The organism is Rhodovarius lipocyclicus, assembly GCF_009900765.1.
Lineage (GTDB): Bacteria > Pseudomonadota > Alphaproteobacteria > Acetobacterales > Acetobacteraceae > Rhodovarius > Rhodovarius lipocyclicus.
Genome location: NZ_JAAABL010000001.1, coordinates 88,487 through 112,257, shown reverse-complemented (window position 1 = coordinate 112,257; position 23,771 = coordinate 88,487). Strand labels below are relative to the sequence as shown.

Annotated in this window: 23 protein-coding genes and 2 tRNA genes; 12 read left to right on the top strand and 13 right to left on the bottom strand. The window is 69.3% G+C overall.

Translation table 11 applies throughout. The features are described 5' to 3' along the window. Window positions 1-58: 58 nt before the first annotated feature. Window positions 59-967 (bottom strand): Bug family tripartite tricarboxylate transporter substrate binding protein, encoded by a 909-nt coding sequence (locus GT007_RS00520; RefSeq protein ID WP_160119608.1) that lies wholly within the window; start codon window positions 965-967, stop codon window positions 59-61. 118 nt (window positions 968-1,085) lie between these two features. Here GT007_RS00520 and GT007_RS00515 point away from each other — a divergent pair, with 118 nt between their 5' ends. Beyond that, window positions 1,086-1,592, top strand: coding sequence for a type IV secretion protein Rhs (locus tag GT007_RS00515; protein WP_201451753.1), 507 nt, complete (start codon window positions 1,086-1,088; stop codon window positions 1,590-1,592). 6 nt (window positions 1,593-1,598) lie between these two features. On the opposite strand, the gene GT007_RS00510 is transcribed toward GT007_RS00515, so the two are convergent. Both GT007_RS00510 and GT007_RS00505 read right to left on the bottom strand, forming a co-directional pair. Then, the gene (locus GT007_RS00510) at window positions 1,599-2,726 is read right to left on the bottom strand and encodes an alpha/beta hydrolase (RefSeq protein ID WP_201451752.1); all 1,128 of its coding nucleotides are present in this window, start codon (window positions 2,724-2,726) and stop codon (window positions 1,599-1,601) included. A 50-nt stretch (window positions 2,727-2,776) separates the two neighbouring features. Then, window positions 2,777-3,325, bottom strand: a complete 549-nt coding sequence (locus GT007_RS00505; protein WP_160119606.1) for a single-stranded DNA-binding protein — start codon at window positions 3,323-3,325, stop codon at window positions 2,777-2,779. A 154-nt stretch (window positions 3,326-3,479) separates the two neighbouring features. On the opposite strand from GT007_RS00505, the gene uvrA reads away from it, so the two are divergent. From uvrA to tig, 3 genes are all read left to right on the top strand, one after another. Continuing rightward, the gene (gene uvrA, locus GT007_RS00500; RefSeq protein WP_160119605.1) at window positions 3,480-6,386 is read left to right on the top strand and encodes an excinuclease ABC subunit UvrA; all 2,907 of its coding nucleotides are present in this window, start codon (window positions 3,480-3,482) and stop codon (window positions 6,384-6,386) included. A 140-nt stretch (window positions 6,387-6,526) separates the two neighbouring features. Further along, window positions 6,527-6,611: transfer RNA gene (locus tag GT007_RS00495), tRNA-Leu, on the top strand. Window positions 6,612-6,662: 51 nt separating this feature from the next. Next, the gene (tig, locus tag GT007_RS00490; protein WP_160120037.1) at window positions 6,663-7,976 is read left to right on the top strand and encodes a trigger factor; all 1,314 of its coding nucleotides are present in this window, start codon (window positions 6,663-6,665) and stop codon (window positions 7,974-7,976) included. A 54-nt stretch (window positions 7,977-8,030) separates the two neighbouring features. Here the strand turns inward: tig and GT007_RS00485 are convergent, their stop codons facing one another. Further along, complete coding sequence (locus tag GT007_RS00485; protein ID WP_160119604.1) at window positions 8,031-8,492, bottom strand: hypothetical protein; 462 nt, start codon at window positions 8,490-8,492, stop codon at window positions 8,031-8,033. 174 nt (window positions 8,493-8,666) lie between these two features. Between GT007_RS00485 and parC the strand changes: the two genes are divergently transcribed. The 3 genes from parC (at window position 8,667) to GT007_RS00470 (ending at window position 11,738) form a co-directional block, all read left to right on the top strand. Continuing rightward, entirely contained in the window at window positions 8,667-10,871 is a 2,205-nt protein-coding gene (parC, locus tag GT007_RS00480) for a DNA topoisomerase IV subunit A (RefSeq protein ID WP_160119603.1), read from the top strand. Between the two features lie 48 nt (window positions 10,872-10,919). Further along, window positions 10,920-10,994: transfer RNA gene (locus GT007_RS00475), tRNA-Thr, on the top strand. A 168-nt stretch (window positions 10,995-11,162) separates the two neighbouring features. Continuing rightward, window positions 11,163-11,738, top strand: coding sequence for a manganese efflux pump MntP (locus tag GT007_RS00470; RefSeq protein ID WP_160119602.1), 576 nt, complete (start codon window positions 11,163-11,165; stop codon window positions 11,736-11,738). Between the two features lie 4 nt (window positions 11,739-11,742). Here the strand turns inward: GT007_RS00470 and GT007_RS00465 are convergent, their stop codons facing one another. From GT007_RS00465 to GT007_RS00455, 3 genes are read right to left on the bottom strand one after another with little or no spacing between them, the layout of a single operon-like run. Further along, a complete protein-coding gene (locus GT007_RS00465) occupies window positions 11,743-12,786 on the bottom strand; it encodes a C-terminal binding protein (RefSeq protein ID WP_160119601.1) in 1,044 nt (347 codons plus the stop codon). Between the two features lie 55 nt (window positions 12,787-12,841). Further along, window positions 12,842-13,417 (bottom strand): uracil-DNA glycosylase family protein, encoded by a 576-nt coding sequence (locus GT007_RS00460; protein WP_160119600.1) that lies wholly within the window; start codon window positions 13,415-13,417, stop codon window positions 12,842-12,844. Further along, window positions 13,414-14,364, bottom strand: coding sequence for a glycosyltransferase family 2 protein (locus GT007_RS00455; protein ID WP_160119599.1), 951 nt, complete (start codon window positions 14,362-14,364; stop codon window positions 13,414-13,416). Before GT007_RS00455 ends, GT007_RS00460 begins: the two co-directional genes overlap by 4 nt. A gap of 85 nt (window positions 14,365-14,449) precedes the next feature. Here GT007_RS00455 and GT007_RS00450 point away from each other — a divergent pair, with 85 nt between their 5' ends. Together GT007_RS00450 and tyrS are read left to right on the top strand one after the other, a co-directional pair. Next, entirely contained in the window at window positions 14,450-15,373 is a 924-nt protein-coding gene (locus tag GT007_RS00450) for a dihydrodipicolinate synthase family protein (protein ID WP_160119598.1), read from the top strand. Further along, a complete protein-coding gene (tyrS, locus tag GT007_RS00445; protein WP_160119597.1) occupies window positions 15,370-16,575 on the top strand; it encodes a tyrosine--tRNA ligase in 1,206 nt (401 codons plus the stop codon). Before GT007_RS00450 ends, tyrS begins: the two co-directional genes overlap by 4 nt. A 3-nt stretch (window positions 16,576-16,578) precedes the next feature. Here the strand turns inward: tyrS and GT007_RS00440 are convergent, their stop codons facing one another. Continuing rightward, window positions 16,579-16,968 (bottom strand): group II truncated hemoglobin, encoded by a 390-nt coding sequence (locus GT007_RS00440; protein ID WP_160119596.1) that lies wholly within the window; start codon window positions 16,966-16,968, stop codon window positions 16,579-16,581. Further along, window positions 16,961-17,293 carry an ArsR/SmtB family transcription factor gene (locus tag GT007_RS00435; protein WP_160119595.1) on the bottom strand — a complete coding sequence of 111 codons (333 nt, stop codon included), beginning with the start codon at window positions 17,291-17,293 and terminating at the stop codon, window positions 16,961-16,963. Before GT007_RS00435 ends, GT007_RS00440 begins: the two co-directional genes overlap by 8 nt. 83 nt (window positions 17,294-17,376) lie before the next feature. Here GT007_RS00435 and GT007_RS00430 point away from each other — a divergent pair, with 83 nt between their 5' ends. Beyond that, window positions 17,377-18,471 carry an NADH:flavin oxidoreductase/NADH oxidase gene (locus GT007_RS00430; protein WP_160119594.1) on the top strand — a complete coding sequence of 365 codons (1,095 nt, stop codon included), beginning with the start codon at window positions 17,377-17,379 and terminating at the stop codon, window positions 18,469-18,471. Between the two features lie 182 nt (window positions 18,472-18,653). Then, a complete protein-coding gene (locus tag GT007_RS00425) occupies window positions 18,654-20,111 on the top strand; it encodes a SulP family inorganic anion transporter (protein ID WP_160119593.1) in 1,458 nt (485 codons plus the stop codon). Here GT007_RS00425 and GT007_RS00420 read toward each other — a convergent pair. After that, on the bottom strand, window positions 20,102-21,043 hold the full coding sequence (locus GT007_RS00420; protein WP_160119592.1) for a hypothetical protein: 942 nt from the start codon (window positions 21,041-21,043) through the stop codon (window positions 20,102-20,104). The genes GT007_RS00425 and GT007_RS00420 overlap by 10 nt on opposite strands. 142 nt (window positions 21,044-21,185) lie before the next feature. On the opposite strand from GT007_RS00420, the gene GT007_RS00415 reads away from it, so the two are divergent. Further along, on the top strand, window positions 21,186-21,428 hold the full coding sequence (locus GT007_RS00415; RefSeq protein ID WP_160119591.1) for a hypothetical protein: 243 nt from the start codon (window positions 21,186-21,188) through the stop codon (window positions 21,426-21,428). Window positions 21,429-21,431: 3 nt separating this feature from the next. Here GT007_RS00415 and GT007_RS00410 read toward each other — a convergent pair whose 3' ends face one another. Genes GT007_RS00410 through GT007_RS00400 form a run of 3 tightly spaced genes read right to left on the bottom strand, consistent with a single transcriptional unit; the run spans window position 21,432 to window position 23,763 of the window. Next, window positions 21,432-21,971, bottom strand: a complete 540-nt coding sequence (locus GT007_RS00410) for a hypothetical protein (protein ID WP_160119590.1) — start codon at window positions 21,969-21,971, stop codon at window positions 21,432-21,434. Between the two features lie 59 nt (window positions 21,972-22,030). Then, window positions 22,031-23,008, bottom strand: coding sequence for a Bug family tripartite tricarboxylate transporter substrate binding protein (locus tag GT007_RS00405; protein ID WP_160119589.1), 978 nt, complete (start codon window positions 23,006-23,008; stop codon window positions 22,031-22,033). Further along, window positions 23,008-23,763 (bottom strand): SDR family NAD(P)-dependent oxidoreductase, encoded by a 756-nt coding sequence (locus GT007_RS00400; protein WP_160119588.1) that lies wholly within the window; start codon window positions 23,761-23,763, stop codon window positions 23,008-23,010. Before GT007_RS00400 ends, GT007_RS00405 begins: the two co-directional genes overlap by 1 nt. Between the last annotated feature and the right edge of the window lie 8 nt (window positions 23,764-23,771).

Sequence of the window (23,771 nt, the reverse complement as noted above, 5' to 3'; positions counted from 1 at the left end):
GATCACCTTTGAGTGCGATGCCGCAAAGGTGCCCCCGATGTCGCGTCGCGCAAGGGGGTTATTCGGGTTGTACACGCCCGATGCGGAACAACTCCTCCGCCCTGGCATAGTCCTGCCGGATGAAGGCGGCGAAATCGGCGTTGCCCATGAAGCCCGGCACCGCGCCGCTGTCGGCGATGCGGGAGCGGATGGCGGGGTCGGCCAGCGCGGCGGCGGTGGCCTGTTCCACCTTCTGCTTCGCTTCGGCCGCCAGCCCCGCCGGCGCCCAGATGCCCCACCAGGAGCGGATGTTCAGCCCCGGGGATCCGGCCTCGGCCGTGGTGGGCAGATCGGGGGCGAGCGGGCTGCGCTCAGAGGCGGTGATCACGATGCCGCGCAGGTTGCCGCCGCGCACATGCGGCAGCATGGCGGGGGCCGGGTCGATATGCGCGCCGATCCGCCCGCCCATCAGGTCCGCCAGCGCCGGGGTGGTGCCGCGATAGGGCACCACGGTGATGTCCTTGCCGATGGTGCGGATGACGTCGATCGTGGCCAGGTGCCCCGCGGCGCCCAGGGAGCCGACACCGAAGGACCAGTCCTCCGGCTTGGCGCGGGCGGCCTCGATCACCTCGGCCAGGGTGCGCTGGGGGCGGTCCTTGTGGATCGCCATCACCACCGGGCCTTCGCCCACGCGCGCGATCGGCGCCAGTTCCGTCAGCGGGTCATAGCCCGGGCTGCGCATGACGAGCTTGGCCAGGGTCTGCAGGCTGGCCGAGAACAGCAGCGCGTGGCCGTCCGAGGCCGATTGCGCGACCAGCTGCCCGCCCACGGCGCCATTGGCGCCCGAGCGGTTTTCCACCTGCACCGGCTGGCCCAGGCGCTCCGACAGGGCGGCGGCCATGATGCGTCCCATGATGTCCACCGAGCCGCCGGGGGAGAACGGCACGATCAGCCGGATGCCGCGCTGCGGCCAGGCGGTTTGTGCCAAGGCGGGAAGGGGAAGCAGGGCGGCCCCCGCCAGCAGGGCGCGGCGCGGGGCGGGAAGGATTTTCCGTTGCAAATGCAGGGCTTTCGGCTGGAGGCAGCCAGCCTCTGTGCCATGCAACATGACAGTCGTGCAATGCTGTTCCGCGCCTGGCCATCAATTCGCCATGGAGGTCTTCTACAAGACCAGCATGCGCAAGATGCTCCTGGCCTTCGGGCTGATCTTCGTCTGCCTGCCGGCCCAGGCCCAGAAGCCGGAGGCACCCTTCGGCTATGGCGGGCGGGATTACGATGCCTCCGGCCGCTATCAGGGGCGGGTCGAGAGCCAGGGCGACGCGGCGCGCCGGTATGACGGTTCGGGCCGCTACCAGGGCCGCACGGAGCTGCGGGGCGACACCGCGCGGCAATACGACAGTTCCGGCCGCTACACCGGCCGGACGGAGCGCAGCGGCGACACCGCGCGCCAGTATGACAGTTCGGGCCGCTATCAGGGCCGCACGGAAACCAGCGGCGACACGGCGCGGCATTACGACAGCTCCGGCCGCTACACCGGGCGCACCGAACGCAGCGGCGACACCCTGCGGCAGTATGACGGCTCCGGCAGGCTGCTGGGCACGACGCGGCGGTAGGGCGGCTCAGTCCGGCGACAGCACACGCCCCGCCAGCCGGAACGGGCTGGAGACGGTGGCGCCGATGGCGTTGAACACGAAGGCGCCGGCCCGCCGCAGCCCGCCGCCCGGCTCGATCGCGCCCTCCGCCGCCAGCCGGGCATAGGTGTTGGCGAAGCTGACATAGCGGTCGTGGTTGAAGCGGTCCGAGGCCTCCATCGCGCTGATGTCGATGATGGCCAGATGCGATTCCCGCGCCGCCTGCTGCACCGCCGGGTCCTCCACGCTGAGGCTGCCGAGCCTGGGCCGCGCCCCGGCAAGCCGGCTGGAGACCGAGAGCGCGCGGTCGTCGCTGGAGACCAGAACGGTGATCGGCGGCGTCAGCGGGCCAATCACACGCGCCTGGGCGCGGAAGACATCGAGGTCGATATCCGGGGAGGCCAGCACCACCTGCAGGGCGTTCAGCACCTGGTCCCGCCCGGCTAGGCGCAATTGGCGCAGCGTCTCCATGCTCAGCCAGCCGCCCATGCTGTGCCCGACCAGGATCACGGGCCGGCCGGGGCAGATCTGCGTCAGCCGCGTCAGCAGCTCCGCCAGGTTGTCCCGCGAATAGGCCGCCGCGTCGCGGTCCGCGACATAGGCGAGCGGCAGCGCGTCCGACGGCCAGGAGAACAGGATGGGGACGGCGCGCGGGTCGGTGTCGGCGGCCATCTGCACCAGGCGGAACAGGGCCTCGGGGAAGTTGGTGTTGTAGCCGTGGACGAAGACCATCGTCTGGCCCGCGTCCGGGGCGCAGCGGCGGCTGGCCAGCTCGGCCTCGAAGGCCGGGGCGTCGAGCACGCTGTCGCGCAGGGTGACGAAGCTGGCGGCGGGGTCGGGCTGCCTGCCGGGCCATTCGATGCGCCCGGCCCGGTGCCCCGGCGGCACGGAGACCGTGTAGGCCGCGAAGTTGGTGGCGCGGGACCGCTCATTGGTGAAGCTGTTGCGGTCGGGCGCCGAGCGCGCGCGCGATGTCGCGACATGGACCGTGATGGCGGTGCCCGGGGCGGCCGCCTCGCCGATGGGCGACAGCGCCCGCATGTCCGGTCGCGTGCCGCACCCGATGAGGCAGAGCAGCAGCACGACCGGCAGCCAGCGGCGAAGTGTCGCGGTCACGGCTTCTCCCATGCGGGGTGGGGGGCGGCCCTGGCCGCCCCGTCGGTGCGTCAGAACGGGATGTCGTCGTCCAGGTCGGACTTCTTCGGCGCTTCCCAGCCGCCGCGCGAGCCACCGCCGCCGCCAGCCGCGGGCCGGCTGCCGTAACCGCCGCCGCCGCCCGAGGAACGCGCGCCGCCGCCGCCATAGCCGCCGCCCGAGGACGGGGCGCCGCCCTCATCGTCGTCCATGCCGCCGCCGCCACCGCCGCCGCTGCGCCCGCCGATCAGGGCCAGCTCGCCGCGGAACTGCCGCAGCACGATCTCGGTCGTGTAGCGCTCCTGGCCTTCCTTATCCTGCCATTTGCGGGTTTCCAGCTGGCCCTCGACATAGACCTCGCTGCCCTTGCGCAGATAGCGTTCCGCGATCTCGCCCAGCTTCTCGTTGAAGATGGCGATGGAATGCCACTCCGTGCGTTCCTGCTGGTTGCCTTCGCGGTCCTTGTAGCGCTCGCTGGTGGCCACGCGCAGGTTCACGACCTTGCCGCCATTCTGGAAGTTGCGCACCTCCGGGTCGCGGCCGAGCCGCCCCAGGATGATGACCTTGTTCACGCCGGCCATGCTGTCCACCTTGAAAATGTGGCGCGCAACTTAACTGATGCGGACGGCATTGAGCCAGCCCCCGCCGCCGGGGCGGCCATGCCGGGCTGACCATTGCGCGGTGCCGCATCCGGTGGCATATGTGAACGCATCGAGAACATCGGAATACCCCCCCATGCCGCGTGACCATGCACCTGCGGGCCAGGAGAGCCGTTACATCCGCATTCGCGGCGCACGCGAGCACAATCTGAAGAATCTCGATGTCGATATCCCCAAGGACACGCTGACGGTCATCACCGGCCTGTCGGGGTCGGGGAAATCCTCGCTGGCCTTCGACACCATCTATGCCGAGGGGCAGCGGCGCTATGTCGAATCGCTCTCGGCCTATGCGCGGCAGTTCCTGCAGCTGATGCAGAAGCCCGATGTGGACAGCATCGAGGGGCTCTCGCCCGCGATTTCCATCGAGCAGAAGACCACCAGCCACAATCCGCGTTCCACCGTGGGCACGGTGACGGAAATCTACGACTACATGCGCCTGCTGTGGGCGCGGGTGGGCGTGCCGTATTCGCCCGCCACCGGGCTGCCGATCGAGGCGCAGAGCGTGTCCCAGATGGTGGACCGGGTGGCGGCGATGCCCGAGGGCACGCGGCTGCTGATCCTGGCCCCCGTGGTGCGCGGCAAGAAGGGCGAGTACCGCAAGGAACTGACCGAGTTCCAGCGCCGCGGCTTCGAGCGCGTGAAGGTGAACGGCACGCTGACGCTGATCGCGGAGGCCCCCAAGCTCGACAAGAAGCTGAAGCACGACATCGAGGTGGTGGTGGACCGCGTGGTCGTGCGGGACGGCATGGCCCAGCGCCTGGCGGATTCGTTCGAGACGGCGCTCGGCCTCGCGGAAGGCATCGCCTATGCCGAGAACGCGGATACCGGCGAGCGGACCGTGTTCAGCCAGAAATTCGCCTGCCCGGTCAGCGGTTTCACCATCGAGGAGATCGAGCCCCGGCTGTTCTCCTTCAACTCGCCGCAGGGGGCGTGCCCGTCCTGCGACGGCCTCGGCACCGAGACTTTCTTCGACCCGGCGCTCGTGGTGCCGGACGAGAAGAAAAGCCTGCAGGACGGCGCCATCGCCGCCTGGGTGAACGCCAACTCCCCCTACTACCAGCAGACGCTGGAGAGCCTGGCGCGGCACTATCGCCAGCGCATGGACAAGCCCTGGTCCGAACTGCCCGGGGAGTTCCGGGAGGCGCTGCTGAACGGCACCGCCAAGGAAGTGATCACGCTGAAGTACAAGGACGGCCTGCGTGCCTATGAGGTGCAGAAGCCGTTCGAGGGCGTGATTCCCAACCTGCAGCGCCGCTTCCGCGAGACCGACAACCCCTGGGTGCGCGAGGATATGACGCGCTATCAGGCACAGAAGGCCTGCGCCGTCTGCACCGGTTTCCGGCTGAAGCCGGAGGCGCTGGCGGTGAAGGTGGCCGGCAGCCATATCGGCGAGGTCGGCGCTCTGCCGATCCGCCGCGCGCGGGAATGGTTCGCGGGCGTGGCGGAGACGCTGACGCCCCAGCGCATGGAAATCGCCCGCCGCATCCTGAAGGAGATCGAGGAGCGGCTGCAATTCCTGGTGGATGTGGGCCTCGATTACCTGACGCTGGGGCGTGGCTCGGCCACGCTGTCGGGCGGCGAATCGCAGCGCATCCGCCTGGCCAGCCAGATCGGCAGCGGGCTGACGGGCGTGCTGTATGTGCTGGACGAACCCAGCATCGGCCTGCATCAGCGCGACAATGAACGCCTGCTGGGCACGCTGCGGCGGCTGCGGGACATCGGCAACACCGTGCTGGTGGTGGAACACGACGAGGACGCGATCCGCGCCGCCGACCATCTGCTGGATATCGGCCCGGCAGCCGGGGCGGGGGGCGGCTATATCATCGCCCAGGGCACGCCTGAGGAAGTGGCGGCCCATCCGGACAGCATCACCGGCGCCTATCTCTCCGGCCGGCGGGACGTGCCGCTGCCCGCCAAGCGGCGGCAGATCGACCCCAAGCGCATGCTGCGGCTGGTGGGGGCGACCGGCAACAACCTGAAGAACGTCACGGCCAGCATTCCGCTGGGCACCTTCACCTGCGTCACGGGCGTGTCGGGCGGCGGCAAGTCCACGCTGGTGATCGAGACCCTGTACAACGCGGTCGCCCGGCGCCTGATGGGGGCGGGCACCGTGCCCAGCCCCTATGAGAAGCTGGAAGGGCTGGAATACCTCGACAAGATCATCGACATCGACCAGTCGCCGATCGGGCGCACCCCGCGCTCCAACCCGGCCACCTATACCGGCCTGTTCGGCCCCATCCGCGACTGGTTCGCGGAGCTGCCGGACAGCCGCACCCGGGGCTACAAGCCCGGCCGCTTCAGCTTCAACGTGAAGGGCGGCCGCTGCGAGGCCTGCCAGGGCGACGGTGTCATCAAGATCGAGATGCACTTCCTGCCCGACGTCTACGTCACCTGCGACAGCTGCAAGGGCAAGCGCTACAACCGCGAGACGCTGGAGGTGAAGTTCCGCGGCAAGTCCATCGCCGATGTGCTGGACATGACCGTGAGCGAGGGGCGCGAGTTCTTCTCCGCCGTGCCCTCCATCCACGAGAAGCTGCGCACGCTGGAGGAGGTGGGGCTCGGCTATATCCGCCTCGGCCAGCAGGCGACGACCCTGTCGGGCGGCGAGGCGCAGCGCATCAAGCTGTCCAAGGAGCTGTCGCGGCGCGCCACCGGCCGCACGCTGTATATCCTGGACGAGCCCACGACGGGCCTGCATTTCGAGGACGTGCGCAAGCTGCTGGAAGTGCTGCACGCGCTGGTGGAGCAGGGCAACACGGTGCTGGTGATCGAGCACAATCTGGAGGTCATCAAGACCGCCGACTGGATTCTCGACCTGGGGCCGGAGGGTGGCGACGGCGGCGGGCGGATCGTGGCCGAGGGCACGCCCGAGGATGTGGCGGCGACGGTCGGCAGCCACACCGGGCATTTCCTGGCGCCGATCCTGGCGCGGCACGCGCCGCTGGCCAAACCCGTGGCGAAGAAGCGTAAGAAGACCGGGTAACGGTATTCTGTTACTCTACTGCGCCAGTGCGGGCTTTTCCGGCCCTCTCGCACTTGGCTTGGCGCCCCCCATGGTTTACACGCCCGGGCCTTGATGGGGCATCTGTGGCCTGCTTGCGGGTGCCGGAATGGCGACCAAGGGCGGGCGTGGTGAAATTGGTATACACGCCAGATTTAGGTTCTGGTGGCGCAAGCCATGGGGGTTCAAGTCCCTCCGCCCGCACCACAGGCCGGACACACAGCCCTGATGGGCAAAGATTTTGAAGGTTTGCGCGCGATGAACGTGACGGAACTGTCGAACGAGGGCCTCAAGCGGTCCTACAGCGTGGTGGTGCCTGCCACCGCCCTCGCGGCGCAGAAGGACAAGAAGCTGGCCGAGCTGGGCCGCGACCTCAAGGTGCCGGGCTTCCGCCCTGGCAAGGTGCCGGCTTCCCTCGTCGCCAGCCGTTACGGCAAGGCCGTGACCGGTGAGGTGCTGGACGCCTCCATCCAGGAAGCGACCGACAAGCTGCTGACCGAGCGCAGCCTGCGCCCGGCCACCCAGCCCAAGATCGACCTGAAGGAATTCAAGGACGGCGAGGACCTGACCTTCGAGATCAGCCTCGAAGTGCTGCCCGAGATCACCATGCCGGACTTCGGCGCCATCAGCCTGACGCGCCTGAAGGCGACCCCGGGCGAGGCCGAGGTGGCGAAGGCGATCGAGAACATCACCCGCCGCAATGCCTCGCTGGAGGAAACCGAGTCCCGCGCCGCCGCCAAGGGCGAAGTGCTGATCGTGGACTTCGAGGGCAAGATCGACGGCGTGGCCTTCCAGGGCGGCGCCGGTACGGACATGCCGGTGGAAATCGCGGGCCCGGGCTTCATCCCCGGCTTCTCCGAGCAGATGGAGGGCATGGTCCCGGGCGAGACCCGCGTGATCACGGTGCCGTTCCCCGAGGATTACCAGGCCAAGGATCTGGCCGGTAAGACCGCCGAATTCACCATCACCGCCAAGACCCTGAAGGTCTACACGAAGCCCGCGGTGGACGATGAGCTGGCGAAGAAGCTGGGCCTCGAGAGCCTCGAGAAGCTGAACGAGACCATCAACAACGTTCTGCAGAACGAGTATGACGGCATCGCCCGCAGCAAGGTGAAGCGCGCCCTGCTGGACGCGCTGGCCGAGCAGGCGAGCTTCGAGGTGCCCGAGGGGCTGGTGGAGGCCGAGTTCGGCCAGATCTGGCCGCGCGTGGAAGCCGACCTGAAGGCCGACCGCCTGGATGCCGACGACAAGGGCAAGGACGAGGCCACGCTGCGCGCCGACTATCGCAAGATCGCCGAGCGCCGCATCCGCCTGGGCCTGCTGCTGGCCGAGATCGGCCGCACCAACAACATCCAGGTCACCCCGGAAGAGCTGAACCGCGCCATGATGGCCGAGGCCCAGCGCTACCCGGGCCAGGAGCGCCAGGTGATCGAGTTCTTCACCAAGAACCCGGACGCCATCAACAACCTGCGCAGCCCCATCTTCGAGGAGAAGGTGGTGGACTTCATGCTGGAACTGGCGAAGGTCGAAGAGAAGGCCGTGACGCCGGAAGAACTGGCCGCCGCCGAGTAATCCAGGCGACAGCCCGGACATGGGGAAGGGGGCCTTTCGGCCCCCTTTTTCGTTTCAGTGTAGCGTCACGCCCAGGGCCGGGCGCACCACCGGCGGCGGCAGGCGCAGCCCCGCCCCCGCCACGGCCCGGGCGAAGACCAGGGCGTGGCCCAGCGCCATCTGTGCGATGGGGGTGGGCATCCAGCCGGTCAGCACCTCCAGCGCGCTCAGCCGGTCGCCCGCCTGCAGGGCGCCCACCAGCCGCAGCATGGCGCGCTCGTCCACGCCGATGCTGGGGCAGTCGCAGCAGCGCACCTCCACCAGGCGCTGGGCATGGGCGGTCAGCAGGCCCATCATGCGGTCGAAGCCGCGCATCCCTTCCGTGTCCAGGTGGATCATGCGGCAGATCTCGCGCCAATCCGGGTGGGGTTGGCCGGGCTGCATCACGGGCGCCACCCAGGCGCGCAGCACGCCCACGGTGAACAGGGCATCCGGGCCCAGGGCCGTCAGGGTGGGTTCGATCTGCGATGGCTGCATCGGGCTTGGCCTGTTCCGGCTGGGAGGGGTGGCGGGCCGGCGCATGGAAGCCTCCGGCCGCGATGCCATCCGTTTAGTGCAAATAAGAATGATTCGCAAACAATAACACCACACTGGCCTCCCGCGCCCGGCTGGTGTACCCCCAAGGAACAGGAACATTTCACGAATCATGCCATGTCCGATGACCTGACGACGCTGCCCGGCGGTGGCGCCACCGCCGATACCTCGCTGGCCGAGGCGCTGTCGGAGCGCTACCTGGCCTATGCGCTCTCGACCATCACGGCGCGTTCGCTGCCGGATGTGCGCGATGGCATGAAACCCGTGCACCGGCGCGTGCTGTGGGCCATGCACCAGCTGAAGCTGGACCCGGGCAGCGGCTTCAAGAAATGCGCGCGCGTCGTGGGCGACGTGATGGGCAAGTACCACCCGCACGGCGACTCCTCGATCTATGAGGCGCTGGTGCGCCTCGCGCAGGATTTCGCCTCGCGTTACCCGCTGGTCGAGGGGCAGGGGAATTTCGGCAATATCGACGGCGATAACGCGGCCGCGATGCGCTACACCGAAAGCCGCCTGACCGCCGTCGCCGCCGCCATGCTGGCCAATATCGACGAGGACACGGTCGATTTCCGCAGCACCTATGACGGCGAGGACCGGGAGCCGCTGGTGCTGCCCTCGGCCTTCCCGAACCTGCTGGCCAATGGGGCGTCGGGCATCGCGGTGGGCATGGCCACCAACATCCCGCCGCACAATGCCGCCGAGCTGTGCCGCGCCGCGATCGCGCTGATCGAGGACCCGAACGCCGACCTGATGGCCCATGTGAAAGGCCCGGACTTCCCCACCGGCGGCGTGCTGATGGAAGGCCCGGAGGCCCTGCGCGAGGCTTATGAGAGCGGCCGCGGCAGTTTCCGCACCCGCGCCCGCTGGGAGGTGGAGAAGGGCAAGAACGGCACCTGGCACGTGGTGGTCACCGAGATCCCCTATCAGGTGCAGAAGGCCCGGCTGATCGAGCAGATGGCCCTGCTGCTGGACGAGAAGAAGCTGCCCCTGCTGGGCGATGTGCGCGACGAGAGCACCGATGTGGTGCGCGTGGTGCTGGAGCCCAAGAATCGCAACGTCGAGCCCGCTGTGCTGATGGAGACGCTGTTCCGCGCCACCCAGCTGGAAAGCCGGTTCTCGCTGAACATGAACGTGCTGGACGCCACCCGCACGCCGCGCGTGATGAGCCTGCGGGAGGCGCTGCGCTGCTGGCTGGACCACCGGCATGAGGTGCTGGTCCGGCGCAGCAATCACCGCCTGGCGGCCATCGCGCGCCGGCTGGAGATCCTGGAAGGCTACCTGATCGTCTACCTCAACCTCGATGAGGTGATCCGCATCGTGCGGGAGGAGGACGAGCCCCGCGCGGCCCTGATGGCCACCTTCAGCCTGACGGAGGTGCAGGCCGAGGCCATCCTCAACATGCGCCTGCGGTCCTTGCGCAAGCTCGAGGAAATGGAGATCCGCCGCGAGCACGACAAGCTGAGCCGCGAAAAGCGCGGCCTGGAGACGCTGCTGGGCAGCGAGGCCAAGCGCTGGGCCGCGCTCGCCAAGGAGATCGGCGAGACGGCGGCCAAGTTCGACGAACCCCGCCGCACCCGGGTGGAGGGCGACGCGCCCGTGGTGGTGGTCGATGAGACCGCCTTCCTGGAGCGCGAGCCCATCACCATCATCCTGTCCGAGAAGGGCTGGCTGCGCGCGCAGAAGGGCCATCTGCCGCCCGATGCCGAGCTGCGCTTCAAGGAGGGCGACAGCCTGGCTTTCGCCCTGCATGCGGAGACGACGGACCGGGTGGTGGTGTTCACCACCTCCGGCCGGGCCTTCACGCTGAAGGCGGACACCATCCCGCGCGGGCGTGGCGACGGCCAGCCGCTGCGGCTGGTGGTGGAGATGGGCAATGAGGACGCGCCCATCGCCCTGTTCAAGCCGGAGGGCCGCTATCTGCTGGCCGCCAGCGACGGCAAGGGCTTCGTGGTCGAGGCCGAGGAGCTGCTGGCTGAAAAGCGCACCGGCAAGCAGGTGATGAACCTGGAAGGCGCCGCGCGCGCCGTGCTGTGCGCCCCGGCCACGGGGGACATGGTGGCCGTGGTGGGCGACAACCGGAAGCTGCTGATCTTCCCGCTGGAACAGGTGCCGGTGCTGGGCCGTGGCCGTGGCGTGCAGCTGCAAAGCTACAAGGATGGCGGGCTGGCGGATGCCAAGGTGTTCCCGGCCGCCGAGGGGCTGACCTGGCAGCAGCCGGGCGGGCGCACCCGCACCGAATCCGACCTGACCCCCTGGCGCGGCAACCGCGCCGGCGCGGGCAAGGTGCTGCCGCATGGCTTCCCGAAGAACGGAAAGTTCTGAGGGGTGGTTGCGGCCCAGGCGCGGGGGCTGTAGAAGGCCGCCGCGTGAGCCGGCTTAGCTCAGGGGTAGAGCAACTGATTCGTAATCAGTAGGTCCGGGGTTCAATTCCCCGAGCCGGCACCACGAAATCCCATTTCCGTCATGCTGGATCCCAAAAATCGCGATGGGCGTGTCCGCACGCCGTGCTCGGGCGAGGCATGCGATCATCCAATAGCTGAATACCTGTTTATGTGTTGACGCTGACGGCCCCCCTTCGCTATCCGGGCCAGCCAACCGCACCGGACTGCCCCGATGACCCCCGCCACCATCGCGATGCTGTCCTTCAGCATGTCGGCCGACGCCTTCGCCGCCGCGCTGGCCAAGGGGGCCTCGCTGGACCGCCCGCGCCTGAGCGAGGCGCTGCGCACCGGCGCCGTGTTCGGCGTGGTGGAGGCGATCACCCCGATTCTGGGCTGGGCCGCCGGTTTCGCCGCCAGCGCCTACATCACCGCCGTGGACCACTGGATCGCCTTCGCGCTGCTCTCCGTCATCGGCGGGCGCATGGTGGTGCTGGCGCTCGGGGCCTCCGACGGCACGGAGGCGGCGCGCCCCCGCCGCCACAGCCTGGCCGTGCTGGTGGCGACCGCCGTGGCCACCAGCCTGGATGCCATGGCGGTCGGCGTGTCGCTGGCGGTGCTGGATGTGAACATCGGCGTGATCGCGCTGACGATCGGCCTGGCCACCTTCCTGATGGCCAGCATGGGCATCCTGATCGGGCGGCATGTGGGCGGCCGGCTGGGCCGCTGGGCCGAGGGTCTGGGCGGCCTCGGCCTGATCGGCATCGGGTGCTCCATCCTGGTGGAGCACCTGGGCCTTCTCGCCGCCTGACGCGCTAGCTGTTCGGGCCGCGCCCCATCCCCACCGGCTGCCAGCGGCGCAGCTTGGTATTCTGCAGCACGGCCGGGTTCACGCAGCTCATCGGCCAGCGGCCTTGCAGCACCAGCGCCAGCTCCGCCCCCACGCGGCGCTTGCGCGCCTCATCGAAGCGCGCGCTGGCCGAGGCGGTATGCGCCGACAGGATCACGTTCTCCATCCGCAGGATGGGGTTGTTGTGGCTCGGTGGCTCGGTTTCCAGCACGTCCAGCCCGGCATAGGCGATCCAGCCCTCCTGCAGGGCCTGGATCAGCGCTTCCTCCTTCACCGTGGGGCCGCGCCCGGTGTTGATGAAGATGGCGCTCGGCTTCATCAGCCGGAAATGCTCCTCCCGCAGCATGTGCGTGCATTCGGGCCGCGCGGGCGCGTGCATGGAGACGAAATCGGATTCGGCCAGCACCTGCTCCAGCGTCGCGGGGATCACGCCGGCCTCGATCATCGTGGTCTCGTCCACGAAGGGGTCATAGGCGCTGATGATCAGGCCGAAGGGCTTGGCGCGCCGCGCCACCGCGCGCGCCACCCGCCCGAAGGAGATCAGCCCCAGCCGCTGCCCCATCAGGCGCGGGATCTGCAACAGGGCGGGGCGGCCTTCCTTCCAGCGGCCCTCGCGCACCATGCGGTCCTGGTCGATGCAGCGGCGGAAGGTGGACAGCAGCAGCATCATGGCGTGGTCCGCCACCTCCTCGATGAAGGTGTCGGGCACGTTGGTCACCGGGATGCCGGCCTCGGTCGCGGCCTTCACGTCCACGCTGTCCACCCCCACGCTGCCCAGGCTGATGGAGCGGCAGTTCCGCAACGCGCCGATGATCTCGGCCGTGATGGGGATGCCCTTGGCGTAGATCGCGTCGGCGTCGCGGGCGGCGGCGATGAAGCCCGCCGTGTCGGTCGGCGCCTCGACGATCTCGGCATCCAACCCGGCCAGGGCCTCCATCTCCAGCGCATAGCCGCCGCCGGCGGTGGTGAAGCTGGCGCCCGCGGGCGTCACGATGCGGAATTGGGCCATGGGTTCCTCCGGTTCTTATGATTATGGAGGCAAGCCAAGCATGCGGGCCGGGGGGCTACAAGCGGGTCTGGTCCAACACGCCGTGCAATGCGGCACGCAGGGGTGGCAGCACCTCCGCCGCGAACCAGGGGTGGCGCGCCATCCAGGCCGTGTTCCGCCAGGAGGGATGGGGCAGGGCCCAGACCGAGGGCGCCCCCGGCTGCCGGCGGACGTGCTCCGTCATCGCGCCCCGCCCCAGATAGCGGGCCTGGGCGTAGGAGCCCACCAGCAGCGTCAGCCGGATCTCGGGCATCTCGGTCCGCAGCGCCGCGTGCCAGGTGGGCGCGCATTCCGGGCGCGGCGGCGCGTCGCCCCCCTGCGGCAGCCGCCCGGGATAGCAGAACCCCATGGGCATGATGGCGATGCGGCTTTCGTCATAGAACGCGGCCGGGTCCAGCCCCAGCCATTCCCGCAGCCGGATGCCGGAGGCATCGTTCCAGGGAATCCCCGTCTCATGCACCTTGGTGCCCGGCGCCTGGCCGATGATCAGCACCCGGGCCGTCCCGCTCGCGTGCACCACCGGGCGCGGGCCCAGGGGCAGGGCGGCCTCGCACAGGCGGCAGGCCCGGACGCGGGCGAGCAGTTCCTTCATGCGCTCGGCAGGTGGCGTTCCACGATATACAGCGGCCGGCCCTTGGTCTCGTTGAACACCCGGCCCAGATATTCACCGATGATGCCCAGCATCATCATCTGCACGCCGCCCAGGAACAGCACCGCCGCCATCAGGCTGGGATAGCCCGCCACCGGGTTGCCGAAGAAGATCGTGCGCACCAGCAGCTGCGCCAGATAGATCGCGGCCAGGAGGGAGACCACCAGCCCCAGATAGGTCGCGATCTTCAGCGGCCCCACGGTGAAGCTGGTGATGCCCTCCAGGCTCAGGTTCCACAGCTTCCACCAGTTCCACTTGGTGGTGCCCGCCGCGCGCGGCGCGCGCTCATACGGCACGGCGATGGAGGGATAGCCCACCCAGGCGAACAGCCCCTTCATGAAGCGGTGCTGTTCGCGCAATTGCAGCAGCGCATCCAGCGAGCGGCGGGACATCAGGCGGAAATCGCCGGTGTCGCGCGGCAGCTGAACCTTGCCGCCCAGCCGCTGCATCACCCGGTAGAAGGCATGGGCGGTGGCGCGCTTGATGAAGCTCTCGCCGTGGCGGACGCTGCGCTGGGCATAGGCCACGTCATAGCCCTGCTGCCAGGCGGCGATCAGCTCCGGGATCACCTCCGGCGGGTCCTGCAGGTCGGCGTCGATCACGATGACGGCGTCCGTGCAGGCGGCGTGGTCGAGGCCCGCGGTCAGCGCGATCTCCTTGCCGAAGTTGCGGCTGAGATTGACCACCGCCACCCGGCGGTCGGCGGCCTGCATGGCCAGCATCAGCGCCATGGTGCCGTCGCGGGAGCCGTCATTGACATAGACGACCTCATAGGACGCCCCGATGCCTTCCATGGCGGCGGTGATGCGCCGGTGGAATTCCGGCAGCACCTCCTCTTCATTGTAGCAGGGGACGACGACGGACAGCATGGGGCGGACGGTTTCGCTCATGGGTGGCGATATAGCACGGGATTCATGGCGGTTCTGCGGCCCCGCCTTGTTGACCTTCGGGCGCGGCTGGGGCACCCCCGGGACCATGCTGCTCGACACATCCGCCCGGGGCGCCTTCATCATCGCCCCCACGCCCTTCCTGCCCGATGGCGCGCTCGACCTGCCCAGCACCGCCCGCATGACGGAGCGATACCTGGGCATGGGCGCGCGCGGGCTGACCATCCTCGGCATCATGGGTGAGGCCCCGAAACTGGACCAGGCCGAGGCCATCCAGTTCGTCCGCCAGGTGCTGGATGTGGTGGCGGGTGCGGTGCCCGTGGTCGTGGGCGTCTCCGCCCCCGGCTTCGCCGCCATGCGCGCCCTGACGGCCGAGGTGATGGCCCTGGGCGCCGCCGGCGTGATGATCGCGCCGCCGCCCTTCCTGAAGGGCGATGACGGGGTGGTGAACTATTTCGCCCAGGCTTCGGAGGCGGTGTCCCCCGCCCCCTGGGTGTTGCAGGATTTCCCGCAGGCGAACGGCGTGTTCATGGGCACGGGCGCCATCCAGCGCATCGCCGCCGATGAGCGCTGCGTGATGCTGAAGGCCGAGGACTGGCCCGGCCTGGACAAGATCAGCGCCCTGAAGGCCGCCATGGCCGCGGGCTCCATGCGCGCCATCCCCATCCTGGGCGGCAATTCCGGCCTGTTCCTGCCGGAGGAGCTGAACCGCGGCGCCGATGGCGTCATGACCGGCTACGCCTTCCCGGAACTTCTGGTGGAGCTGTGCGAGAAGGGCCCGACCGAAACCGCCTGGGACCGGTTCGAGGCGCATCTGCCGCTGATCCGCACCGACAACCAGGCGGGGCTCGGCCTTGCCGTGCGCAAGCATGTGCTGGCCCGGCGCGGCATCATCGCCCATTCCACCGCCCGCGCTCCGGCGCCGAAACTGTCGGACAAGGCGCGCGCGGAAGTCGATTACCTGCTCAGCCGCATCGCGCGGCGTGACCCCATCGCGGCGGAACTCGCATGAGTGACTTTCTGAACATCGCGCGTGAGCGCGGCTTCATCCACCAGATCACCGACGAGGAGGCGCTGAGGAAGCGCCTCTCCGAAGGCCCGCTGTCGGCCTATGTCGGTTTCGACTGCACGGCGGACAGCCTGCATGTCGGCCATCTGCTGACCATCATGCTGCTGCGCTGGTTTCAGAAATGCGGCCACCGCCCGGTGGCGCTGATGGGTGGCGGCACGACCAAGATCGGCGATCCCTCCGGCCGCGACGAAACCCGCCAGCTGCTGACCGACGAGAAGATCGAGGAAAACAAGGCGGGCATCCGCAAGACCTTCGCGCCCTTCCTGCATTTCGGCGAGGGCCCGCAGGACGCGATCATGCTGGACAACGCCGAGTGGCTGGACCAGCTGCGCTACATCCCCTTCCTGCGGGAAGTCGGCCGGCATTTCAGCGTGAACCGCATGCTGACCATGGACAGCGTGAAGCTGCGCCTGGACCGCGACCAGCCGCTGTCCTTCATCGAATTCAACTACATGCTGCTGCAGAGCTACGACTTCATGGAGCTGAACAAGCGCCATGGCGTGGGGATGCAGATGGGCGGCTCCGACCAGTGGGGCAACATCGTCATGGGCGTGGACCTGGTGCGCCGCATGAACAGCAAGGAAGTCTTCGGCCTGACCGTGCCGCTGCTGACCACGGCCTCCGGCGCCAAGATGGGCAAGACGGCGGGCGGCGCCGTTTGGCTGTCCGCCCATCGCCTGCCGGTGTTCGACTACTGGCAGTTCTGGCGCAACGCGGAGGATGCGGATGTCGGCCGCTTCCTGAAGCTGTTCACCGAGCTGGATCTGGGTGAGATCGCCCGCCTGACCGCCCTGCAAGGTGCTGAGATCAACGAGGCGAAGAAGGTGCTGGCCACCGAGGCCACCGCGCTGCTGCATGGCCGCGAAGCCGCCGAGGCCGCCGCCGAGACCGCGCGCCGCACCTTCGAGGAAGGGCAGGCGGGTGGCGACCTGCCGAAGGTGCCGCTAGCTGGTGAGGCGAGCGTGACGGCTCTGCTGGTGCAGGCAGGCTTCGCTTCCTCCAACGCCGAGGCGCGGCGCCATGTCGCGGGCGGCGGCGTGCGGCTGGACGATGCGGTGGTGACCGACGCCGGGCAGATGGTGAAGGCGCCCGCCAAGCTCAGCTTCGGGCGCAAGAAGCACGCGCTGATCGTGGCCGGGTAGGGGCTACCCGTCCTCCCGGTTGCGCATGTGCTGGGCCAGCCCTTCGATCTGCGGCAGCACCATCGCCGTCAGGGCCGCGTCCGTCACATGCTCCGCCCAGGCCTGGCGGAAGCACAGCAGCCAGCCTTCGATCTCCGCCCCCGCGATGGGGGCGTGCAGGTGGCGGCGCCGCAGCATGGGCGGGCCGCGCCGTTCCACGAACATGGGCGGGCCGCCCAGCCAGCCGGTCAGGTACCAGAACAGGCGCTGCTCGGCGGTTTCCAGGCTGGGCGGGTGGATGGCGCGGCAGGCGCGGGCCTCGGGCAGCGTGTCCATCAGCTCATAGAAACGGTGGACCAGGGCCTGGATGACGGGCTCGCCGCCGATGCGCTCGTAGGGGGTCTGTTCACTCATCGCGGGGCGCTGTGTCGCACGGCGCGCCGGCCGCCGCCAGCACCGCGCCCAGCAGGCCGGGAAAGCGCGCCTCCACCTCCGCCGCGCGCAGGCTGTTCATGTGGGTGGTGCCCTCCGGCCGGGTCAGGATCAGGCCGGAATCGCGCAGCACGCGGAAATGGTGGGAGACGCTGGATTTCGCGCGGCCGCCTTCCAGCGCCGCGCAGCTTTGCTCCCCGCCATCGGCCAGGCGGCGGATGACGCCCAGGCGGAACGGGTCGCTCAGCGCATGGAACACCTGTTCCAGCGCCACATCCTCGATCGGCGGGTGTCGCATCTGCCGCATGAAGGGCACATAATCGCTCGGGGCCCCTCTTGCAATTGTTCGACTACAATCGAACTTATGCCGCAACGCACCAAGGAGCCCCCATGCCCCATCTGTTCGACCCCTTCACCCTGAAGGGCAGCACCCTGCGCAACCGCATCGCGGCCTCGCCCATGTGCATGTATTCGGCCGAGGACGGCCTGGCCAACGACTGGCACGCCGTGCACCTGCCGGGCCTGGCGCGCGGCGGCGCGGGCCTGGTCATGGTCGAAGCCACGGCGGTGACGCCCGAGGGCCGCATCACCCCGGGTTGCCTCGGCCTGTGGAACGACGCCCAGGCCGAGGCCCTGGCGCCCATCGTGCGCAACATCCAGGCGGCCGGCGCCGCGGCGGGCATCCAGATCGGCCATGCCGGCCGCAAGGCCAGCGCCAACCGCCCCTGGGAAGGCGACGACCACATCCCCGAGGGAGATCCGCGCGGCTGGACCACGTTGGCCCCCTCCGCCATTGCCTTCGGCGCCAATCTGCCGCGCGTGCCCCAGGCGATGACGCTGGAGGACATCGCCCGCGTGCAACAGGGCTTCGTGGCCGCGGCCATCCGCGCGCGGGATGCCGGTTTCGACTGGCTGATGCTGCATCTGGCCCACGGCTATCTGGCGCAGGAATTCCTTTATCGCGGCTCCAACACCCGCACCGACCAGTATGGCGGCAGTGCCGAGAACCGCGCCCGCTTCCTGCTGGAAACCATCGAGGCCGTGCGCGCCGTTTGGCCCGAGGACCGGCCGCTGATCGCGCGCCTGGGGGTGATCGAGTTCGACGGCCATGACGACCAGGACATGGCCGAGGCCATCGCCCTGCTGACCCAGGCCAAGGCCAAGGGGCTGGATCTGGTGGATGTCTCCATCGGTTTCTCGACCCCCACGGCGCAGATCCCGTGGAAGAACGGCACGCTGACCGCGCCTTACGCCGCCCGCGTGCGCGCCGAGACCGGCCTGCCGGTCGCCACCAGCTGGAACATCGGCACGGCCGAGAACGCCGACACGCTGATCCGCGAGGGCAAGATCGACCTGGCCATGCTGGGCCGCCCGCTGCTGGCCAACCCGCACTGGCCCTATGCCGCCGCCAAGGCGCTGGGGGTGGAGCGCCCGAGCTGGGTGCTGCCCGCGCCCTATGCGCATTGGCTGCAGCGCTACGCCTGAACTTGTGCGCCGCGGCATGGGTGGTTAGGGTCGCCCCATGACCGCCGTGCCGCCCTGAAGCCGTCTTCCGGCCTTTTTTACGCGCCTCCGGCACCCGCCCGGGGGCGCGTTCGCGTGCGCACCCCTGTTCATCCATCCCGGCCCGCTCCAGCATCCAGGGTGGGGCCGAGACAAGGATCGCCATGTCCCTTTCCCGTCTGCGTGCCGAATGGTTCGGCAATATCCGGGGCGATATCCTGGGTGGCACCGTCGTCGCCCTGGCCCTGATCCCGGAGGCGATCGCCTTCTCCATCATCGCGGGGGTGGACCCGCGCGTGGGGCTCTATGCCTCCTTCTGCATCGCGGTGGTGATTTCCTTCGTGGGTGGCAGGCCCGCGATGATCTCGGCCGCGACCGGGGCGATGTCGCTGGTGATGGTCACGCTGGTGCGCGACCACGGGCTGCAATATTTGCTCGCGGCCTCGGTGCTGGCCGGGGTGTTCCAGGTGGCGGCCGGCGTGCTGAAGCTGGGCGTGCTGATGCGCTATGTCTCGGGCAGCGTGGTCTCGGGCTTTCTGAACGCGCTGGCCATCATGATCTTCATGGCGCAATTGCCGGAGCTGACGTGCGTCACGCCCATCAGCTACGTCATGGTCGCGGCGGGGCTGGCCATCATCTATCTGTTCCCGCGCCTGACGCGGGCGGTGCCCTCGCCGCTGGTGGCGATCGTGGTGCTGACGGCGATCTCCATCGCGCTGGGGCTGGATGTGCGCACCGTGGCCGACCGGGGCGCGCTGCCCACCGAGCTGCCGCATTTCCTGATCCCCGACGTGCCGCTGACCTTCGAGACGCTGCGGATCATCCTGCCCTATTCGGTCACGCTGGCCGTGGTCGGCCTGCTGGAATCATTGATGACGGCGCAGGTGCTGGATGAGATGACGGAGACCACCTCCAACAAATCCCGCGAATGCGTGGGGCAGGGGGTGGCGAACATCATCACCCCCTTCCTGGGCGGCATGGCGGGCTGCGCCATGATCGGGCAGTCGGTGATCAATGTGCGCTCGGGCGGGCGGCGGCGGCTGTCCACCTTCTGGGCCGGCGTGTTCCTGCTGTTCCTGATCCTCGCCTTGTCCGATCTGGTGAAGCAGATCCCGATGCCGGCGCTGGTCTCGGTCATGATCATGGTGGCGATCACCACCTTCTCCTGGCCCTCGGTGCGGCAGTTGCTGGCGCATCCGCGCAGCTCCTCGCTGGTGATGCTGGCGACCGTGGTGGTCACGCTGGTCAGCCACGATCTGGTGACCGGCGTGCTGACCGGGGTCCTGGCCTCCGGCATTTCCTTCGCGCGGAAGGTGGCTCGGCTGTTCGCGGTGGACAGCGCGCTGGAGGGCACGACGCGGCGCTATCGCGTCTCGGGCCAGTTGTTCTTCGCCACCGCCCCCGCCTTCGCCGAGGCCTTCGACCTGTCGGAGCCGGTGGAGCGCGTGGTGATCGACGTGTCGGACGCCCATGTGTGGGACCTGACGGCGGTCGCGGCGCTGGACCGCGTGGTGCTGCGCTTCCGCCGCCAGGGCCGGCAGGTGGAGGTCACGGGCCTGAACGCCGCCAGCGAGACCCTGGTGGACCGGCTGGGCCGTTTCCGCCGCCTGCCTCAGAGCTGATACAGCGACACGATCTGCAGCCGCCGCAGCGCGTTGCGGGCCAGCCCGTCCAGGTCCCGCCGGTCGGCGGTTTCGGGGTGCACGCTGGCCCAGGCGGCGGCCGTGCGCTGCCAGAACATCGCCAGGTCCATCAGCCGGTCGCGGTGCCGGGCCTGCTGCTCCACCAGCTCCGACGATTGGCCGATGTAGAACTGCTTCTCCATGGCCTCGGCGGCGGTGCGCATGAGGGATTCGGCGGTCTGGCGCGGGGTGGCGATCACCGCTTCCAGTTGTTGCAGGGCATGGGCCAGCAGGTCCCGCGTCCAGCGGCCGGCCAGCAGCTGCACGCGCGCGGCGGCGGTCACCATGCGCTCCATACCCTCATAGTCGGGCTGGATGGCGTGGGCGGCCAGCACCTCCGCATGGGCCTGGGCCAGGCGTTGCAGGCTGCGGGCCAGCACGCCCACCCGTTCCAGTTCGAAGCCGCTTTCGGCCACGCAGCGGGCGGCCGCCATCTCGAACATCGCGGGGCCGGGGTCGGTGCGGCGCAGGGCTTCCAGGAGGGCGGCCCCGGCCTCGCCGCCGCTGCGTTCCAGCGCGCCGACCAGCGTGGTGGTGGCGCCATACAGGTGGTGTTCGGCCGGCGGCACCATCGGCCCGCCCAGCAGCGGTGCGGGCATGGGCGCGCCGGGCGTGATGGACTGCACGAAGCGCAGGGCGGAGGGCATCAGCCGCAGCAGCAGGAAATCCCGGCTGCGGGGCTTGATGTCCAGCGCGGTGTGCGCGGTTTCGATATCCAGGATCAGCCGCAGGGAGTCGCAGCGGCGCACGAAGATGATCTCGCCGGAGATCCCGCGCTCGAAGGCCAGGTCCGGGTCGTTCAGCCAGGATGCGGTGAAATCGAAGCGCGGCGGCGGCCAGGGCTCATCGGGGGCCAGGCCAGGGAAGAACACCGGATCGAATCGCTGAGGGGCTATCACTGTCACCCGCGCAGCATGTTCCGGCATGGTTAAGCAGTGATTGCCGCCAGGATTCACGAAAGCGCAAGCAGCCCCTGGCAGGCTGCGCCGATCGCCACGACCGGGAGATTCGGGCTTGTTTCACGAGAGGCTGCAGGACAGCGAATTCCAGGCCGACGCGCAGATGCGTTTCCTGCGGCAGTGGGAGGCGGGGCTGATCGTGGCCGGCATGCCCGCGGGCCACGCGCTGGCGCTGACCGCCCGGCTGGACCAGCTGATGGATGAGGCGCTGGAGACCGGCCTGCCGGTGCAGCGCATCCTGAGCATCCTGGGCGCCGCCGCGGCCTCCGTCACGCTGGAGCGCAGCGCGAATGACTGAGGTTCAGCCGTGCCGCCGGATCTGGACGATCTCCGGCGCCTGGGCGTCCATGAACATATAGGCCCGGCCCAGCAGGGCCTGCTTGCCGAAATCGTCGAAGGTGTTGCGGCCGAGCGGCGTGAACAGCACCTCGGCCGTGGCCAGCCCATCCAGGTGGCGGGCCTCGATCTCGGGCCAGTGCTCGCGCGCCACATCGGCCAGCACGACATTCACCGCCGGGTGGTTGTAGCTGACCGTGATGTTGCCGTCGTCCATCGGGTTCGGCGACATGTCGGGGTGGTAGTGGAAGATCCTCGCCAGCACCTCCAGCGCGAAGGCGCGGGCGGCCGCGTCGTCCAGCCCCTCCGGCAGCAGCACGCAGGTGCCGTGGCGGAAGACGCAGAAATCCTTCCTGCCATTGGCGTAGTAGGCGAGGCGGTCGATCACGCGCTCCAGCGGCTGCGCGAAGGAGGGGCGCCAGGCCGGCACCGGCGGGCGGAAGGGCGGGGCGGGCGGCTTGCCGCCCAGCATCGCCTTGACCTTGCCGAAGAAGGATCTCGCCATCGCAGGCCTCCTTCCGCAGCTTAGGCCCGCACGGGCGCGCCCCGCATCACATGTCCGGCCTATTCCACCCGCGCGCCGGAGGCCCTGACCAGCGGCGCCCAGTCCACGATCTCCTGCCGGACATAGTTGGCGAAGCGCTCCGGGCTCCAGCCGCGCATCGGCGGCGTGCCCATCTCGTTCAGCCGGTTGGCGATGGTGGGGTCGGCCAGCGTCAACTCCACCGCCTCATTCAGCCGGGCGGTCACGGCGGGCGGCAGGCCGGCGGGGCCGAAAATGCCGTACCAGGAATAGGCCTTGTAGTCGGGCAGCCCGACCTCGGCGGCGGTGGGCACCTCCGGCAGCAGGGTCGAGCGCGTGTCCTGGTTCACATACAGCACCTTCAACCCGCCGCCCTCATGGTGCGGCTTCAGCAGGGAGGGGATGTCGTGGGTGAACTGCGTCTCCCCCTGCAGCAGCGCCGTGAAGCTCTGCCCCGCGCCGCGATAGGGGATGTGCTCGGCCTGGGCGCCGACATGGCGCAGGAAGTTCACGCTGGCGATATGCCCCGTGGTGCCGATGCCCGAGGACCCATAGGAATACCCGTTCGGCCGCGCCTTCAGCGCCGCGACGAAGGCCGGCAGGTCCCGCACGTTCCAGCCGCGCGTCGTGATGGCCACGCTGGTGGGGATGAACACGGTGGGCGCAATCGCCGTCAGGTCCCGCACCGGGTCGTAGGGCAGGTTGGGATACAGCGTGGCCGCGATGCCCGTGGAGGACAGCGTGGCCAGGCACAGCGTGTAGCCATCGGGCGGCGATTTCGCGACGAAATCCGTGCCCACCGTGCTGCCGGCGCCGGGGCGGTTCTCGACGATGATGTTCTGGCCCAGGATCTCCGCCATCTTGGGCGCCAGCAGGCGCATGGTCACGTCCGTGCCGCCGCCGGTGGCGAAGGGCACGACCATGCGCAGCGGCCGGTTGGGGAAGGCCCCGCCCGGGGTCTGCGCCAGGGCGGGGGTGGCCAGCGAGGACGCCAGCAGCGAGCGGCGGGTCAGACGCATCAGAAGGAACCTCCGTTGACCGGCAGCACCTGCCCGGTGACGAAATCGCTGAGCGGCGAGGCGAAGAACAGCACCGCCTTGGCGATGTCCTCGGCCTCACCCATGCGGCGCAGCGCGAGGCCGTCGATCACGCGCTGCTGGCCCTCGGGGCCGTAGCTGTCCCATTGCTTGCGCGTGCCGGGGGAAACGGCGAACAGCCCCGGCGCCACCGCGTTCACATTGATGCCGTGCGGCCCCAGCTCCTGCGCCATCTGGCGGGTGAAGCCGATCATGGCGTGCTTGGCGCTGGTATAGGCCTGGATGCCGGTGCGTGAGGCCCGCAGCCCCGCGCCAGAGCTGATGTTGACGATGCGCCCGGCCCCGGCGGCCTTCATCCCCGGCGCGAAGGCGCGGGTGGTCAGGAAGGCGGCGTCCAGGTTCACGGCCAGGATGGCGTGCCAATCCTCCAGGCTCGCCTCCTCGATCTTGTGGAAGGCACGGCCCAGCACGCCGCCGGCATTGTTCACCAGCACCTGGGCGGGGCCCGCCGCGGCCTCGATGCCACGCGCCCAGGCGGCCACGGCGTCAGGGTCCGTCAGGTCCATCACATGGGTGGTGATGCCGGGGACGTTCGCGGTCTTGGCTAGGCCCGCCGCGTCCTTGTCGGTGGCGAAGACCTGGGCGCCGCGCCGGGCGAAGGCGCGGGCGGTGGCCTGACCGAAGCCGGTCGCGGCCCCGGTGATGGCCACGATGCGGCCGGTGAAATCGAGATCCAAGATGTGTT